This window comes from Psychrobacter sp. NG254 (genome assembly GCF_015277735.1).
Classification (GTDB): Bacteria; Pseudomonadota; Gammaproteobacteria; order Pseudomonadales; family Moraxellaceae; genus Psychrobacter.
The window spans coordinates 61,033-78,619 of the sequence record NZ_JADHDA010000008.1; the positions used below are offsets into that span (position 1 = coordinate 61,033).

15 protein-coding genes are annotated in these 17,587 nt (G+C 44.5%); 7 read left to right on the forward strand and 8 right to left on the reverse strand.

The genetic code is table 11. The annotated features are described in order from the left end of the window. Positions 1–57: 57 nt before the first annotated feature. Entirely contained in the window at positions 58–1,665 is a 1,608-nt protein-coding gene (locus IP510_RS13060) for an FAD-dependent oxidoreductase (RefSeq protein ID WP_194365261.1), read from the reverse strand. A 581-nt stretch (positions 1,666–2,246) separates the two neighbouring features. Here IP510_RS13060 and IP510_RS13065 point away from each other — a divergent pair. Next, on the forward strand, positions 2,247–2,681 hold the full coding sequence (locus IP510_RS13065) for a hypothetical protein (RefSeq protein WP_194365262.1): 435 nt from the start codon (positions 2,247–2,249) through the stop codon (positions 2,679–2,681). A gap of 123 nt (positions 2,682–2,804) precedes the next feature. Here the strand turns inward: IP510_RS13065 and IP510_RS13930 are convergent, their stop codons facing one another. Beyond that, on the reverse strand, positions 2,805–3,896 hold the full coding sequence (locus IP510_RS13930; protein ID WP_194365263.1) for a GNAT family N-acetyltransferase: 1,092 nt from the start codon (positions 3,894–3,896) through the stop codon (positions 2,805–2,807). Between the two features lie 802 nt (positions 3,897–4,698). On the opposite strand from IP510_RS13930, the gene IP510_RS13075 reads away from it, so the two are divergent. After that, positions 4,699–4,977 carry a type B 50S ribosomal protein L31 gene (locus IP510_RS13075; protein ID WP_194365264.1) on the forward strand — a complete coding sequence of 93 codons (279 nt, stop codon included), beginning with the start codon at positions 4,699–4,701 and terminating at the stop codon, positions 4,975–4,977. Positions 4,978–5,094: 117 nt separating this feature from the next. On the opposite strand, the gene IP510_RS13080 is transcribed toward IP510_RS13075, so the two are convergent. The 4 genes from IP510_RS13080 to IP510_RS13095 form a co-directional block, all read right to left on the reverse strand. After that, on the reverse strand, positions 5,095–5,916 hold the full coding sequence (locus IP510_RS13080; protein ID WP_194365265.1) for an SGNH/GDSL hydrolase family protein: 822 nt from the start codon (positions 5,914–5,916) through the stop codon (positions 5,095–5,097). After that, positions 5,910–7,307: a nicotinate phosphoribosyltransferase gene (locus IP510_RS13085; protein WP_194365266.1), complete on the reverse strand. Its 1,398-nt coding sequence runs from the start codon at positions 7,305–7,307 to the stop codon at positions 5,910–5,912. The genes IP510_RS13080 and IP510_RS13085 overlap by 7 nt, the downstream gene beginning before the upstream one ends. Positions 7,308–7,442: 135 nt before the next feature. Next, positions 7,443–8,510, reverse strand: coding sequence for a bifunctional nicotinamide-nucleotide adenylyltransferase/Nudix hydroxylase (locus IP510_RS13090; protein WP_194365267.1), 1,068 nt, complete (start codon positions 8,508–8,510; stop codon positions 7,443–7,445). A 181-nt stretch (positions 8,511–8,691) separates the two neighbouring features. Further along, complete coding sequence (locus tag IP510_RS13095) at positions 8,692–9,681, reverse strand: alpha/beta fold hydrolase (protein WP_194365268.1); 990 nt, start codon at positions 9,679–9,681, stop codon at positions 8,692–8,694. Between the two features lie 629 nt (positions 9,682–10,310). Here IP510_RS13095 and nfuA point away from each other — a divergent pair. Both nfuA and IP510_RS13105 read left to right on the forward strand, forming a co-directional pair. Then, complete coding sequence (gene nfuA / locus IP510_RS13100) at positions 10,311–10,994, forward strand: Fe-S biogenesis protein NfuA (protein WP_194365269.1); 684 nt, start codon at positions 10,311–10,313, stop codon at positions 10,992–10,994. Between the two features lie 205 nt (positions 10,995–11,199). After that, positions 11,200–12,522, forward strand: a complete 1,323-nt coding sequence (locus tag IP510_RS13105) for an O-acetylhomoserine aminocarboxypropyltransferase/cysteine synthase family protein (protein WP_194365270.1) — start codon at positions 11,200–11,202, stop codon at positions 12,520–12,522. Between the two features lie 115 nt (positions 12,523–12,637). Here IP510_RS13105 and IP510_RS13110 read toward each other — a convergent pair whose 3' ends face one another. Together IP510_RS13110 and rsmI are read right to left on the reverse strand one after the other, a co-directional pair. After that, a complete protein-coding gene (locus tag IP510_RS13110) occupies positions 12,638–13,657 on the reverse strand; it encodes an adenosine kinase (RefSeq protein ID WP_194365271.1) in 1,020 nt (339 codons plus the stop codon). Between the two features lie 48 nt (positions 13,658–13,705). After that, the gene (gene rsmI / locus IP510_RS13115) at positions 13,706–14,671 is read right to left on the reverse strand and encodes a 16S rRNA (cytidine(1402)-2'-O)-methyltransferase (protein ID WP_194365272.1); all 966 of its coding nucleotides are present in this window, start codon (positions 14,669–14,671) and stop codon (positions 13,706–13,708) included. Positions 14,672–14,816: 145 nt separating this feature from the next. Here rsmI and IP510_RS13120 point away from each other — a divergent pair, with 145 nt between their 5' ends. The 3 genes from IP510_RS13120 (at position 14,817) to IP510_RS13130 (ending at position 17,541) form a co-directional block, all read left to right on the forward strand. Continuing rightward, positions 14,817–15,302 (forward strand): YraN family protein, encoded by a 486-nt coding sequence (locus IP510_RS13120; RefSeq protein WP_194365273.1) that lies wholly within the window; start codon positions 14,817–14,819, stop codon positions 15,300–15,302. A 240-nt stretch (positions 15,303–15,542) separates the two neighbouring features. Next, complete coding sequence (locus tag IP510_RS13125; protein ID WP_227669772.1) at positions 15,543–16,337, forward strand: BON domain-containing protein; 795 nt, start codon at positions 15,543–15,545, stop codon at positions 16,335–16,337. A 202-nt stretch (positions 16,338–16,539) separates the two neighbouring features. Continuing rightward, the gene (locus IP510_RS13130; protein WP_194365275.1) at positions 16,540–17,541 is read left to right on the forward strand and encodes an alpha/beta hydrolase; all 1,002 of its coding nucleotides are present in this window, start codon (positions 16,540–16,542) and stop codon (positions 17,539–17,541) included. Positions 17,542–17,587 lie beyond the last annotated feature (46 nt).

Consider the following 17,587-nt stretch of genomic DNA (forward strand, 5'->3'; position numbering starts at 1 on the left):
GGCTATTTTTCTGTCGCTATCACAATCTCAAAAAACCTTAGCAATACATAATAACGGCTATACATCAGCAGGTGATAAATCGTCCAACACCGCTCCACAAATGCTGTGATTGACATCCGCCATCGCTATGGGAAATCCACGCTGTTCAGCGAGTATACGTGCAACTTTATCAACCGCTAAGCTATCATTGTGTGCGAGATATGACCACTCATGTGCATAACGACTATGATTCATCGGTGTGTCGTTGCTTATTAAGCCCAGCTCCGTTAGCTCGTTGACGATTTGATCCGCCGCGATTAAGGTTGAGGATGCTTTGACGTTCTCTGCACGAGCGTAGCGTATATTTGAATACAAACTCACATCAGCGACTCGCAACGTATCATCCTGTCCAGGAATCTGCTGCCCACCGTATAGCGCATTACCGACCGTACGGGCACTATTAAATGTCGGTACGAACTCAGCAATATACTCAATCGCTTGCTGGCTACGTGCCTGTAGAGGTGCTTTGTCCCAGCCATCTTCGATATAATGCACGTATTGCTGCGGTAGCTTGGGCTGTGCGCTATCAGTGTTAGATGCCACCAAACCATCATTAAAGAGGGTAATGGCCTTACTCATGCCATGAATCTGAAAGTAGCCGCCAGGATAAGGAGTGAGCTGTGCCATGCCTTCTGGCGTACCTCGTTGACCATAGACGATAATCTCTGGTATCTGTCCACCCGCATCACCCCAGTGGGTAACATAAGAGGATTTAAACTCAACCATACGCGTGACTTCAACCCCGACCATATCATCAATGACACCTGTACGAAAACCACAAGCATTGACCAAATAATCTACTTCGACAGACTCAGTTTGAGAAGCATTTGCTTGCTGATAGTCGATACGCCATTTGGTGACATGGTGGTCAGCGTTGGTACAGTTCTCGCAATCTACCGGCACTACTTTTTGTACAGTCGTATCGGTAAAGACATGTGCATGGTCGTACTCTTTTAGCGCCAATTGCGCAGAGGCTGCCAAGCGGAAAATGTTCCAGCCATATTCTTGTACGACAATCAGTGGAAACTTAACCTTATTTAAGTCCAAATATCTAGCAACTGGTATCATCCATTCATCAACCGTACTTGGCACGGCAACTTGTTCACGCTCAGACAGCTCGATCAATTGCTCATGACTATAGAGCTGATAGTAATCTTCAGGGTCGCCCAATACCTTATTGTTACTATCTTGCTCAATCAGCTCGCGGTAAGCCTCTGTCAAAATATCCAAACGCGGTAACAAGTCCTCAGGCAACCCTTCGTCGCGTGTCGGCACCGCAAATACGGTTGGACGAACATCGATGGTATAAGGATAGAGGCGTAGTATATCGATACACTGTTTGAGCAGGGCCACGCAATCTTCATCGGGTATCTCGCGATACAAATTACCACCAGCATGCAAATGACACATGGGTGGGCCATCGATAAGGGATTTTTTCTTCTCAAACAAATGGGTTTCAAGTCCTAGTGCTGCAAGGCGAATAGCAATCGTTGCCCCCGCAGTACCGCCACCCAAAATACCAACACGTTTGGTAGGGGTGCTATTTTTGGCGCCGTAAGACAGAACATCAAAAGCGGCGTCTTGTTTGTCAAAGTGAGCGCGATTTTTATTAGAAGACTGAGTCATTGTCGTCATTATATCCTTAGTAGCATTTGCATCAGGCTATGCTCGGTGTAGTCGTTAAATGTCTTATAGCTATTGATATGCGTGCGAAGGTCGCTAAGTTCAACATTCATGTATGAGCTCAAATATGCACGCTATCTTTGATGAATCTATCTATTGTGTAGTCGTGCTTCATTTCTATAGGACTATTTTACGAATAACTACAGATAATATGATGGCAAATACGTAAGGGGATGCATGAGTTTTGTCAACGAAGTATTAAGTTCCAGATGTTGTATAGCTAGATGAGCATCAGCGAGGGCATAGGAATGAGCAATATGAAAAGCATGATAAGGTCGGTTTTCTGTAGCCAAAAAGCCGGTTGTTTAATCGTTTTGTAAAATCTGGTCGCTTTTGTAAGTTTGCATATTGATGATTAAAATAGCTTAAAAGCATATGTTATATTTGTATCAATCGAGTGAGGTTCAAAGCTGGTTTATGCTATTAGTTCGATCAAATAGTTCGGGCGAAAGCGTCCAAATCAAAGAACAAAAACGACTTATAAAATTTACTATTGTCATCATCAAAATAACAAGGAAGTTACTATGAAAAATATCATCATGTTATCAGCACTAACAGGCGTATTGACACTGACAGGCTGTACAACCTTAAAAAATGTGGTTGGTAGTGACATGTCCGGTACGCATGAAGTCCAAGCGACCAGCAATAATACTGCGCCAGTCACTAGTAAAAACGGTATGTTGGTTGATGCGACCAATCATATGACGCTTTATACGTTTGATAAAGATTCAATGAACAAGTCAGATTGCGGGGCGGCTTGCCAAGTTGCTTGGCCTATCTTTATGGCACCAAGTAATGCAAAAGCATCTGGCCAGTTTGCGGCAGTCAAGCGTGAAGACGGTAAGTATCAGTGGGCAATGAATGGTAAACCGTTATATTTCTATGCCAATGACACAAAAGTCGGTGACAAAAACGGCGATGACAAGTTTGGTGTTTGGCATATTGTTCCAAGCAAGTAATATCTAATAGCATTATATTGAGACAAAAAAAGCAGCCCCTATCATGGGGCTGCTTTTTTATTTAGATTTAAAATGTGATCGCTGTCTTATTGAGTACTCATGACAGTACAAGCATTATCTCTACTACGATATGGTTGCCAAGGATTCTGCTTGATCGACTTCAAGTACTTCTTCTTTCGTAGGTTCTTTTCTATACAAAGGAAAAAAATCAGAGCATAAATCACTGTCAGTGAACCAGATATCTGCTACCAACTCTGCATATTTTTCTGCATTGACGACGAGTCTGTAAGTCTTGAAGATTAATTCTTGTGAGCTGAATCCTTTCTTGTATTCATACAAAGAATCTAGATTAGAGCCGACCCCACCACCAAGATGTAATACCTTATAGCCGCTCTCTCGACCCCAGTCTCGTGCTACATGAGTGATGAGTTTGGACGGTTGCAGGTGAGTGTAGGCGTTGAGTGTACCGCCAAGGTGAAACTGCATAATGCCGGATTCTTCACAAATCGTATAGATAGAGGAGCCAATTGCTTTATTGTCTTGATAAGCCGTTATCAGGAGTATTTTATCTTGAAGATGCTCAAGCAAGTTGAAAAAATAATCATCATCAAAAAAGTAATAGTCGCTCGCCTTGACGTGTAACATCGTCTCTTTATAAATGCTCGAAAACATCATTGCATTTTGTTTGGTCAGATACTCTGTTTTTGTCACGACATCCATCTTTAACGCTTTTTTGATGCCTCTGCGATGTCGATTTTGAGTCTCACTCCAGTGTTCTTCTTCAGACTTACTCAGATCAGACATCAAGGTTAGACCATGGGTCAGTGCTTTGCCTACCGTAGGAATCCATTCCTTATTAATGATAGGATGCAGCCTCATAAACAGAGACACGCAGCCTTTTTCAAAAAGAAAGGCTTTAATCTCATCGAGGACGGTATCTATTTCGGCATCCGTGAATGTTTTATCCATTAAGGGGCCACCATAACCATAAGTAGAAGTAGCGTCCCAACATGCCGAGTCGATGTCTCTTATGATGATAGGTAACAGTACTTCTTTGTTTTTATAATGGGCAATGACTCCTTGGGGTTTGCCTTTATCAACAGTCGCTGAGGCATGAATCCAACCAGATAAATGATATATATCAAAATGGTGGTTTGAGACTTTTTTGTCCCAGTCGGTATCTATCGCTATAAAATCTACTTGAACTGTATCCACGTTGCTGCTCCCCCAGTCTTGCGTTATATATTCGTAAATCCGTATATATGAATATAACAACAAATTATGAAGCCTTCAAGTATATAAAAACCTTTTATGTTAAATAATGAATATAAAGATTAGAGTGTAGGAGTATTTGTAGAACATAAAAATCAGCCTATATAGTAGGGCTGCCTTTTTGCTTTGATTGAAAGATACTAGCGTTAGAGGACGGTTGGACTCACTTTGTTCTCTTTTGTACTCATTCACCGTTTATGCTGACTAATAACGCCTTTATGATCGTTTTTACTATGAATATATTCTTATAAGGTTCAATGGATTTCAGTAAATATTCAATACAACGATTAGAGCATTGGTAAGTAGAGTTAACATAACTGCCTGACCATTGACCAAATATATGAGTAACAGATGATAGATAAGCGCTAGGAGTAAACTGGTAGCCATGTAATTTATTTAAAATTAAGTTGCTTATTATTCAATATAAATAAAAAAACAGTTGTACTAACATCTAGGTTTTATCTCGATGGACTCATCTGATTAGTGATCACTTATCACCCATGTGTATGACAACTACGGCTTGCGTTGAGCGCTAAAAACCGTTAAAATCGCGGTTTAATTTTCCCGCTGGGGAAAGGCTAAGCGAGCAGAAGCGTGGTATTGGGTGCTGGAATAAGCCAGTGATGCAGTTGCCATACTTGTAATGTCCTTAGTGCCTCAGTTACGTATGTCGTTATTTGTTTGATACATCATCAATGGTGCTGTATTCAGACGTTGTACATACATCGGACCTAGAGAGTATATTATGCGTAAAGATATCCATCCTAATTACCAAGAAGTTTTGTTCCATGACACTAACGCTGACGTGTTCTTTTTGACTCGTTCAACTGTTAAAACCAAAACGACTCGTGAATACGAAGGTACAGAATATCCGTACTACCCACTTGATATCTCAAGTGCGTCGCATCCGTTCTACACAGGCGAGCAACGTAAGAGCTCTACTGAAGGCCGTGTTGCAAGCTTCAACAAACGCTTTGGCGCTTTTGGTGGCCGTAGCAAGAAAGCTGCAGACGCTGCTGAATAATTTACACTCATGGTGTAAATGTATTTTGCTAAGCAATAAAAAACCGCTGATTATTCAGCGGTTTTTTTGTTTTTAAAATGACGGTTTGGAGATGAGTGGCATCAAAATTTAGGTAGTCTATGGTGCCAATAACTGAACAGTGGTCTCTGCTACCTGCTGCGCCCAGTAGCCATACATCAGACTGCTAGGATGAAAGCCATCGCTGGCAAACATGACCGTGATATCAATCGGTGATCCATTGGCGTGCTCTTCCATCATACGGCTAAAGTCAGTTGCCATATAAGTCACCCCGTCATGAGCTAAGCAGACTCGCTGCAATATACCGTCCAGTATTGACGCTTTTGCACCCACAAAACTATTCAGTGGTGCAGGTATGGCAGGCATTTGTGCCATCGGCGGTAAGCTCAAAAAAATCAGCTCACGTACGCCAAATTTACGTTGAGTAATAGCAATAATGTCTTCAATGCGCTGTTGCCATTTGTAAATAGAGACATTAGCGGTGGTGTCATTGACGCCCACACTCAGTAACATCACATCGATAGGATATGCGGGGGCAGGTAAAATATAAAGCCGACGCAAAATATCAAAGCTGGTATGGCCAGTCGTCGCTTGCAGCGACCAGTTCAGCTGAGCAAAGTTAGATTGAATATGCTCGTTATCTGCCAATATAGGAATGAGCTTGCCGACCAGCGCTTCTTGCTGCGTTTGACTGCCAACACCGGCTGCTGCTGAGTCGCCCACGACCATTAGGTTAAGCGTTTGCTTGCGATCAGCCGATACGCTATTGCTTGAGCAACGCAACTCAACTATTCCGTGCCGCTCACCGTTTGGCTCAGGCAGGCGAACCGTATCACGTTTAATCTTACGGCCCTGATAAAAATACACAGGGGCAAGTAAGACATCTCTTGCAACAGAAGTTAGTTTGCTGGTATCTACCATCCTGCACGTTCCCTGATAGTCGTGAGGCTGTCGTCAATCAACAGTTGGCCATCGATATAGACATCACGCAATAGGTTGTCCGCCACATCGCTCATCTCTTGCTGCTTGATGGTTTTGAGTTGGCCGCTATCGTCTTTTACTAGTGCCAATCGTCCTTTTTTCGAACGCTTTGAGCGACTGGTGATAGGGTCTTTGTAGATATCTTTCCATACACCATCGATACAGATAGCGCTCGACTTCATCGCCCAACTCATGGTGTCGCGGTTGACTTGCTGTAGCAGTCCGCCGCCCATGCCAAATGTCACGTTTTCTGCGCTAAAGCCTGCTTTCATGACCACATCAATGATATTGCTCAAGCTTTGTGCGCTGATACCATCCCCTTGGATAATACGCACGTAATCGGGCAGTACTTTATAGCCCTTACTGTTTATAGTCGTGCCAAATTTCACCGCTAGACGCTCTAATGCTTCACGGACCACTTTGGTAGGCTCACCACTGTCTGGCCTAATGACCAGCGTACCACCCATATTTTTGACGTCTTCTTTTAGAGTATCGCCCCAAATATTATCAATCGCGTTCCATAAGTCATAGCTGTCAGAGACGACCGAAAACGCTTTGTCTTTACCGCCAAACTGTTCAATCATATTGGCAAATGCAGCGGTCTCCCCATCACGTCCCCATGCTGTCATGGTGCTGTGCTCAGCTGCTGGAATCGAGAACGCTGGCATGTCTTTACCCATCTGATACCAACGACTGGCAGCAACCAGCGCGGTCATCGAATCCGTACCAGCAAAGTTGACCAAATGTGCCAAACTACCGAGTGCCACACTCTCTTGGCTTGAGGCACCGCGCGCGCCAAAATCATGCAAGCGAAAAGGTAGCGATTCTGTGTTGTCTGCTGATTTTTCTAACGCCTGACGGATGATGTCTTTGCAGTAGCGAGAGACGCTAGCGACCGTCGATGGATACCAAATCGCACGGAGTAGCGCCGTTTCGATATAGCTTGGCAGCCAATAAAACTCCGGATCAGTATTGGTAATCTGACAGACCACATTAGATACGGGTACGATGCTGCCTTCAGCGACGGCCTCGATGCGTAGTGGCAAGTAGCCGTCATGTTTATCGACCAGATGCTCCCAGCCTGCTCGGTTGAACGTCAAGCCGTGTGCTTGAATGACCAGCTCGGCCTCATCGATATCTTGATGGGTGATAGGCGTGCTCAAGTACTCTTTGATAAAGGCTTGAAGGCCAAAAAACACCACATCATAGTCGCCTTTACGCGCTTCGATGTAGCTTGACAGATATTCACTACCGCTTGGGTATTGCACCCAATGTGAGGTTTTATAGCTGTCGCTGTTTAAGATTAGGTTGTTTAGGTTGCTAGTGTACATCACAGAACTCCTCTGCTTTGAGATGCCGCCCCTGCTTTGATAAAAGAACAGTGGCGGCGATAAACCTTCGTCGTCTATCGACTCAGGTGCTAATAAGTTGCATATAAGAGTGATAAATCATGATAGGAAATGACGCTATAACCCAACCATTTTGGTAATGATTGCATAGTGATCTTCGAACATCATGGTCGCGTCAAGCTCTGCCAAAGGTAACCAAAATGCCTTGGCAGCGTCATCACCGCCTTTTACTTTTGGTAAGCCTTTTGGATCATTTTTCAGTTGAAAATAAAAGGCTTGAGTAATCGTACGACCACGTGCCGAGCGATACGGGTCATCAAAAGTATGCTGACTGTGACAAGAGCCGCGCAATACGGCCTCAGGCACTTTGAGGCGTGTCTCTTCACGTAGCTCACGGATACAGGCGTCAAATAAGGTTTCTTTTGGGTTCAAAAACCCACCCGGTAGCGCCCACAATCCGCGACCTGGCATACTGCGCCGCTCAACTAAGAGGATATGCCCAGACTGTACAATCAACGCATCTGCTGTCATAAAGGTGGGTGGATAAGGTGCTGATTCCCATTGTCTTTTATATTTATCGATAAAGTCGGCTTCTTCGTGCAGCTGATGATAGTCGTCAGTTTTTTTGAAATCGTTGAGTACCTTACGTGTTGACTCAGGCGTGCGCTCAGGAGTCGGCGTGGCACCCATCAGATAGCTGTCGCGGATAGGGGTAGCCGATAAGTTATGGTAGTTGGGCACTGATACCGAGGCCCAGTTGGGGAATAGTGACAAATAGTAGGAGGAGCTGTCTTTCGAATGCCCAATCAGGCCGATATCTGTCTGCAAGTCACCCGTGACAGATTTTACACCCGCTTGGACATACTGTAGCCAACGCGTGTCATTGTACAGGGCATCATCTAGCCCAACGCAGTGAATACGTGCAGCGTCTGCTGCTGAGTAAGCACCCTTAATCATCGCTGCACGCTCAGCGACGCTAAATGGATTGCGTAAGCTGCGTGGCAGATTGGCCGAGCCAATGAGCATGATGACCTCATCCGAGCGTTTGAGCGCCTCATCAATAACGGCCTTGTGGCCAGCATGAAATGGCTGAAAGCGTCCAATAAATACCAAATAACGATAGTGTTGTTTGTCCTGATTGTCTGCGCTTTGTTTATCTGGATTTTGCTCTGATAATTCACTCATAGACGCCATTTTCCTACGACTTATTTTTATTGGTTAAAAATTGATGACGCTAATACTGACACAGCCTATGACTGGCTGACAAGTGCAAAGATGTTTAAGGGTGTATCCTCATCTCTATTGAAACGCGATAATACCTATCGACAAGCCAATACGGTCAATTCATATGGCAATATGAGCATCGCTAGCTTGCATGTCTCTCTATCCATGCGGTCACCGTTGGCCAAATCTCTGTGGCGGCATTGCGGCTGATCATGATACGGCTGTGGGTATAGTCATCTAAGTCTCCATTACTGAGCGCGTATTCTCTAAAAACATTGGTTGAACGGTCGAAGCCTTCAAAAAACAAACGGCATCCACGAGTAGGAGAGATGAAATTATCTCCTTTAGCACTGATAGCGTAAATAGGCGTGGTAATTTTTGGCATATGCTGTCGATAATCAATAAAGTCATTTCCAGTATTTTTTTGCTGATGACTACTTCTGCTCGCTTCATCTGTATTCGTATCGCGTTTATCAAAATCAGCCTTGTTCAAGAAGCTGCTATTGAAGTTTTTTTGCAGATTCCAGTCATACCACTGAGTCATTGTGTAGTAGCTTTCGTTAAATGGGCCGACTTTGAACTGTTTGGCGGGGATAAAACCAACCACTTTTGTGACCAGTTTGGCTGCAAGGATTTTTGTGTAGCTGAGTGGGTTTGTGACCGCGCCATAAGCTTGGCAAGCAAACATACTGATACTATTGACCTTAGTGACATACTGCGGATTTTGGATCAAAAACATGGTTAAACCGACACCGCCACCGCTATGGGTGACGCAGTGCAGATTATCGAGTTTTAATTCCTCAAAAAAATAGCGAAAAGTCGCTTCATAATCATAAGTAGCAACCGTCTCAAAGTTAAATTTTTTGGTAGGTTTTGAGCTGTCACCATGACCACGCCATTCCATAATGTAGCAGTGATGCCCCAGACTCGCTAAATACTCAGCAATTTTTAGGCAGGTTTGCTTGTCAGAAAACGTCCCATGCGTCAGAAATATGTTTTGAGATTTTATACTAGGCAAGCTGTTTTCTAACGTGTGGGCTACAGTACCATCTTCTAAAGTCTCAACTACTTTCCAAACGGCAATTTTCTCATCATCCTTGGTAGTTATTAGGTGCAACGTCCGTGTCGTCATAAAAATCATCCTATTCGAAAATACGTCATATTTATACAAGGGCATCAAAAGCTACCATGCTCATAAAGCCAGTGCACAAAATTATTCAAACTATCAATACTACGTCAAAACTAAATGACTTGCTCGGACGAGATGTGAACGGTATCGCACGTTTAATACACAACTATTCTCTCGAAGCGTGCTGGGTCTCATGACTGTCTTGGTTCATTTATCTAATTGCTAGATGCGTGAAAGATTTTTTGGGTGCTTGATAAGCGATACTGCTGTCTTTATATAGAGATTAACTTGTCGCTTATTACACCAAGCAGATATGTCTGTTTTTATACGGTTTGAGCGTTTTATTTGTCCATAACTCGATAGCGCCATTAAAAAAATCAATGACAACCATTTGCAGCGGTGGCGATTCAATTCACAGTAGCGCGGTCGGAATTATGGTGCGATTCAGGTATAATGACCGTTATAGACGGATAAATTTTTGTGAGCATTGAGGTCAGTGTCATACAATAATAAATACCAACCATTGATGGCTCATATAACTTATATCATTCGTAGAAATTTAAAAAATCCAAATTCACGACACAGTAGCCATAATAGATATAGCATTTGTGTCATAACGCATAGGAAAGATTATGAGTGAGCAAAACCAAGCTGATAGCCAACTAGAGCAGTCTACAGGTTATGAATCAGCACTAGATACTGAGCAAGTTGAAGCAAAAAGCAACATCACCATCACTGAGTCTGCTCAAGGATATTTGGCAGATTTGTTGTCTAAGCAAGACACCGATGGCATTGGCGTCCGTATTTTCGTTGAGCATCCGGGTACCCCGCGTGCAGAGTGCTGCATGGCTTATAACCAGCCGGGCGAAGAAGACAGCGCTGACTTGCGCTTTACTTATGAGAATTTCTCGGCCTTTATCGAGGCGTCGTCAGTACCTTATCTAGAAGACGCGGTCATCGACTATAATAAAGACCGTTTCGGTGGTCAGCTGACTTTCCGCGCGCCAAACTCTAAAGTACCGAAAGTGGGTGCGGATGCCAGTGTGGAAGAGCGCATCAACTACGTATTGCAATCAGAGATTAATCCAGGACTAGCAGCGCATGGCGGTGACGTACAGTTGCTTGAGCTGATTGACGAAGAAGGCGTTGGTCTTACAGCCGTATTGAAATTTGGTGGTGGTTGCCAAGGGTGCTCAGCTGTTGATATGACTTTGCGTCAAGGCGTTGAAGTGCAGCTTAAACAGCAAATCCCAGAGTTGACGCAAGTCATTGATGAGACCGATCATACCCGTACTGAAAACGCTTATTACAAATAAAAGTCTAGTTGGAAGTTGCAGACTTAAGTACTAGCGAAGAGTTATTTTAATTAAAAAGCCAAGTTTTGATGAACTTGGCTTTTTTTATTGCTATGATTTGGTAGATTGTTTTTTAGCTGAATTTTCAGTGGTAGATTATTGATTAATAATTTGTTGATTAGTCATTTATTGATTAATAACTTTTATCGAAATAAAGGAATATATAATGAGTGACGGACAAGCAGACCAGCAAGCAGCCCAAAAATCAGAGACCCCTCAACGTCTTGAAACTTTAGCAATTCATGCCGGTTATAGCGTTGAGCCCACCACCAAAGCCGTCGCCGTGCCGATTTATCATACCAGCTCGTATGCCTTTGATAATACTCAGCATGGTGCAGACTTATTTGATTTAAAGGTCGCAGGTAATATTTATACTCGTATCATGAACCCGACCAATGCCGTTCTAGAAGAGCGCGTCGCAGCGCTTGAAGGTGGTATCGGTGCGCTTGCCGTGGCCTCTGGTATGGCTGCTATCACTTATGCAATTCAGACCATCTGTGAAGCGGGTGACAATATCGTTGCGGTATCGACCTTGTATGGTGGTACGTATAATTTATTTGCCCATGCATTGCCGCGTCAAGGTATCGAAGTACGCTTCTTTGACCACAAAAATCCTGAAGCGATTCGTGATTTAATCGATGACAAAACTAAGATGGTCTTTGCAGAAAGTATCGGCAACCCACTCGGTAATATCGTTGACATTCAAGCGCTTAGTGATGTGGCTCACGAGTACGGTGTGCCTGTCGTGATTGATAATACGGTAGCGTCGCCTGCGATATGCCGTCCATTTGAGTTTGGTGCGGATGTAGTCATTCATTCATTGACCAAATACATGAGTGGTACAGGTACCTCGATTGGTGGTGCGATTGTCGATAGCGGTAAGTTTGCTTGGGGTGATTATCCTGAGCGTTTCCCACTCTTAAACACGCCTGACCACAGTTATCATGGCGTGAACTTTGTCAAAGACGTGGGTGCGCCAGCGTTTATCGCTCGTGCTCGTGTGGCACCACTACGCAATACAGGTGCGGCGCTTAGCCCGCTAAATGCTTTTGGTATTTTGCAAGGCATGGAGACATTGAGCCTACGTATGGAGCGCCATGTACAGAACGCGCAAGCCGTTGCTGAATATCTACGTGACCATGATAAAGTTGCTTGGGTGAAATATGCGGGTCTGTCTGACCATCCTGAGCATGAGCTTGCTAAGAAGTACATGAAAGGCACGCCATCTGGTATTTTAACCTTTGGTGTTAAAGGTGGACTAGAAGCAGGAGCGCGCTTTATCGATGCGCTGCAACTGATTACTCGTCTGGTAAACATCGGTGATGCGAAGTCATTGGCCTGTCATCCAGCGACGACCACCCATCGTCAGTTAAATGAGCAAGAGCTAGAAAATGCAGGCGTTAGTACGGATATGGTACGACTGTCGATTGGTATTGAACATATCGAAGATATCAAAGCCGATCTCGCCCAAGCATTAGCTTCTGCTTAACAACAAGCGCTTATTAGATCAAGCAAACTGTTTGAGTAAGTCTGAATGATATAAAAAAGCCCATATCGATTTGATATGGGCTTTTTGTTTTGTGTCCAACAGATGTGTTTAACGATTAAGCAGACAGTACACGCTGCGCGATATCTCGATAATCCTGCGAGGCAAGTCGTGGCCCAAACTGTTGGATGACTTGCGCTGATATCTCGCTGGCAAGACGACCACATTCTGGCAAGCTATACTGCTGCGACAACCCATAGAGGAAGGCACCAGCATAGTTGTCACCTGCGCCATTGGTATCGATGACATTGGCCACTACTGGCGTCGCAATCTCATAAATCTCAATCTCGGCCTCATCATTTGACTGGTGGGCGATAACGGCTCCATTTGCGCCATCTGTCACGACAGCCGTTTGACAATGCTCAAGCAGGGTACGTGCAGCAGCGTTAACTTGCTTCTTATCCGTGAATAGCTTGGCTTCTTCGCTGTTGCAAAATATCACTGCGACTTTATTGCCTAGCATGTTGAGCAGGCCGTCTTTCGCAAATTTGACAACGGCAGGATCAGCGAAGCTCACCGCGATTTTTGCATTATGAATGCCGGCTTGTTGACGTAACTGCGTCATCGCGGGTTGGATGCTTTCAGACATCGCCAGATAGCCTTCTAGGTATAGCCAGTCTGCTTGCGTCAATGCATCAAAATCAACGTTGTCCGCGGCGATATCGCTTGAAGTACCCAGATAGGTCTGCATGGTACGTTCGCCATCTTTTGTGACTGCGACCACACATGAGCCGGTTACGCCACCCTCATGGATAGATTCATCTGAGGTAGCCACGCCTGCTTCGTGCAAGTCTCTGAGGTAAAAGGCGCCCTGATCGTCATCACCGACGCGGCAGGCATAAAAAGGCTTACCGCCTAGACTCGCAAAGGCATACATAGCATTGGCTGCTGATCCGCCGCCCGCTTGTTTTGACGGCGCAATGTTAGCCAGCTTAAAGTAGGCCAGTAGCTGCTGTTGCTCCTCGATACCTACCAGTGTCATATTACCTTTGGTCAGCTCAGTTTCTTCTAGGGCTGCGTCCGACAGTACATATTCGTGATCAACCAGCGCATTACCTATTGCCATTACATCGTACATTGCTTATTTCTCCTAAATTGATTTATAGACATGATTTTTTATTAGAAATTAGTCAGCTTGTAATTCTAATAGGCGCTGATAGAGCGCATTCTTTTTGACGCCAGTGATATCAGCGGCCAATGCAGCGGCTTTTTTAACGGATAAGTCTTCTAACAATCTGTGCAATAATTTGTCATGAATACTGATGTCATCAGAGTCTTTTGCCACACTGACACCCGCGACGACCACGACGATTTCGCCGCGTTGCTGATTGTCATCGGCTTTGACAAACTCGACTAAATCGCCAAGTGTGCTCTTACGTATCGTCTCAAATGTTTTGGTCAATTCACGACAAAAAGCGACTTCGCGATCTGCACCAAATATCTCAGCCATGTCTTCTAGGCTAGATATGATGCGATGCGGTGCTTCATAAAATATCAGGGTTTCAGTACGTTCGATTAATGCTGCGAGCTGTTTTTGACGACCGTGAGTTTTGGCTGGCAAAAACCCAATAAAGCTAAAACGATCTGAGGGTAGTCCTGCCACTGACAACGCACCAATCGCTGCGGACGCGCCAACGATAGGCGATACCATCACGCCAGCATCATGTGCTGCTTGTACCAATTGATACCCTGGATCACTAACGAGCGGCGTCCCAGCATCACTAATCAAAGCGACCGAGTAACCTTGCTGGATCATCTCGATAATCTTAGGTGTCTGAATCGCGCTATTATGTTCGTGATACGCCCACAGTTTGTTGTGACCTTTTTGCTTTGTCGTTGTATCATCATCTGCATTATCTGAAGCATGGCTTTTAGTGTTAGGAGACGCTGAGTCTTTTGTCTCATCAGCTTTACTGCCTTTGGTATCGATACCAAAATGTGACAACAGCTTACCTGAGGTGCGGGTGTCTTCGCAGGCGATGATAGCGACTTGCTTTAAGACATCAATCGCATGCGGTGTCATGTCGGTTAAGTTACCAATCGGCGTGGCAACGATATAGAGACAAGCTGGCATCGCAGTAGGGGTAGACATGAAAACCTCGGGTCGTTAAAAAATCATTAAAAAATAGTAGTGCACCATCGCCACTCAAACATCATCTACGATTTTTTCACCTAAAAGGTATTTGCGTAGGCCTGTAGATTTCAAAAGTAGGCAGCACAGAAGTGGCTAGTTTAGCATGTTGTGCTATGATAATTATCAAATGTTAATCAGACCCACGACCTTTATGGCGAACCATAAACCATTAACGCTTACTTCACCTAAACAGCGCCAAGGCAGTCTGTTTGAACAGCAGGCCTGTGAGTTTTTGCAAGCTAAAGGGTTAAGGTTAATTGCACAAAACTGGCAACAGCCAAAAATGGGTGAGCTGGATCTAGTGATGATTGAGACAGGATCTGCATGGTCGACGCTAGTATTTATCGAAGTTCGTCAGCGTAAGCGCTCTGCCTATGGCGATGCTGCCATTAGCATTACAGCAAGTAAGCAGCGTAAAGTGATTAAGACCGCGCAGTGCTTTTTGCAGCAGCATCCTGAGTATGCTGATTATGACTGCCGATTTGATGTCATTGCCTATAATACGTTGGGCAGTATACTGCTAAAAGATAGCGCGTTAGATACTCAGCCTGAGTGGATAAAAGGGGCTTTTGTAGCCCGTGCATGGTAGTCATTGATATAACATGAGACTGGAATAGATAGAGTGCCTGAAACAGCCTACTCGTTACCAAAAACCTAACCGCTATTCATTAAAATTAAGTAAAGTAGTTGTTAACGAGATTTAGCACAAAGTTATTCAATAAAAATATCTAATTTAGGTATCTGATATTCAGTCAAGAGCTCTGAATTCATTGAACTTATACCATCGTCACCATCATGCTTTAAGAGGTAAATAATGACACGGATGCATATGCGTACTGCTATTTTTGGTTCATCACGTCGCACTGCGGTAAGCGTCATGCTTGCAGCCTGCGTTGTCAGTACTGGCTGTACAACCAACTACCTGACCAACAGTACCGAAGGGACGTATGGTGTGCCGATGACCGAGCGCACGATTCCGCAGCGTTTGCTCGATCGTAGCATCGAACATACTGCTAAAATTAATGTATATGGTCTAAAAGAAGACTTGCAACAAACCAGTCGCATGGGTGTTGATAGCTTTAATAGTGAGGTGCTGCTCACAGGTGAAGTACCAACTGAGGCGCTCAAAGTAGAAGTGGAAAAAGTGGTCAGCTCTATGCCAGATGTGCGCCGTGTCTACAATGAGATGGAAGTGAGTGCGTCAAAAGGCTATAGCTCGACAGTCCACGATGGTTATATTACCTCAAAGCTACTGGCTAAGGTTGCTGCCAGTGATGGCGTCAAAGCCTCACAGATTAAAGCGGTCACCGATAATGGTGTGGTCTATATTCTGGGCCGTATGACACCGACTCAGCAGAGTTATTTGATTGACATTGCCAATACCACCGTTGGTGTGACCGAGCTGGTACTACTGACCACGGTCGTCGATGACAGAGGTGTCAAGATTAATGATGACGATATCATGTACGAGAGTAACCTATCTGATCCTGCTCTGACGCCGGTTGCCCAAGAGACGGCTATCAGTAGTGCCAGTAGTGCCACGCCAATCGTGATAACAGAAGAGGACGCTGCACAAAGCCAGCCTTCATCAAGTCCTTATATTGAGTTATATCGAAATCAGTAACGAATGGCTGAAAAGAGTATGGTTTTGTTATCCAGCACAAACTGTTTTCAAGGTTAATCACAATAAGCCTTAACAGTAACAACAGTAAAAGCACGAGAAATTCTTAGCCAGTAAGTACTATATTCATAGTAAATCGTCGCAGCATGCTAGCCCCAATGCTATGCATTATTGCTACATACATAAATATAATAGGATACTGGCAATGAAGGATTCAAAAAATCATATTCAACAGCGTGAAGACATTAGTGGAAGTACTTTTAGTAGCGTAGAAACACATAAAAAATCTCCTTATAAAAAAGCACGCACGCTAAAAGTTGGCGGTGCGGCAATATTAGTATTTGGCAGCATAGCGCTAGCCAGCCAAAGTGCCCAAGCCTTATCACCGCTCGCGATCGTTAATGGTATCACCTCTAGTGGTGGCGTTGGCATCAGCAAAGACATCTTGTATGGTGATGAGCCGTCACAAGACTTAGATATTTATTATCCTAAGCCGCTCGCAAAGGCCATGAAAGATCAAAGCGCTATTAATACTAGCTACCCGATGGTTGTGTTTGTACATGGCGGCTCATGGGAGAGTGGCAATAAAGAACAATATGCCTTTGTTGGTCAAAGTTTGGCGCAAGCAGGGTATGTCACTGCAGTGATCAATTATCGTAAAGCGCCTGAACATGTCTATCCTGATTATGTCAAAGATGCTGCACAAGCGATTGCTTGGAGCATCAATAACGCGGCAAGTCTACACGCTGACCCATCGCGTCTCGCGGTAATGGGACACTCGGCTGGCGCGTTCAATGCCGTTGCTGCTGTATCCAACGAAGACTTTTTGGCCCCTTATGGTATCAAGCCAACAGACATCGCCACGGTGGTGGGTATTGCAGGGCCATACAGCTATGATTTCCGTAAGTTCGATAGTGCGACAGCCTTTGCTCCAGATGCCACTCCTGAGCAGGTGATGCCAGATCGTCAGATTAAGGGTAAGCAGCCACCCTATCTACTACTGACGGCCGAAAAAGACAAAATAGTCTATGACAGCAATACCACTAAAATGACAGCGGCACTGAAAAAAGCAGGTGTGACGGTTGAAACTGGCGTAATCGATGGTGCTAGTCATGCGACCAGTATTGGCGCGATGGCACCACCACTACGCTGGGTCAACGATGTGCGCGCGCAAGTGCTCACGTATTTGGATAAAGCGCTTAAGTAAATTTGAGCGCCCAATATATCAAAACTGATGTGCGGAGTGATAAGCT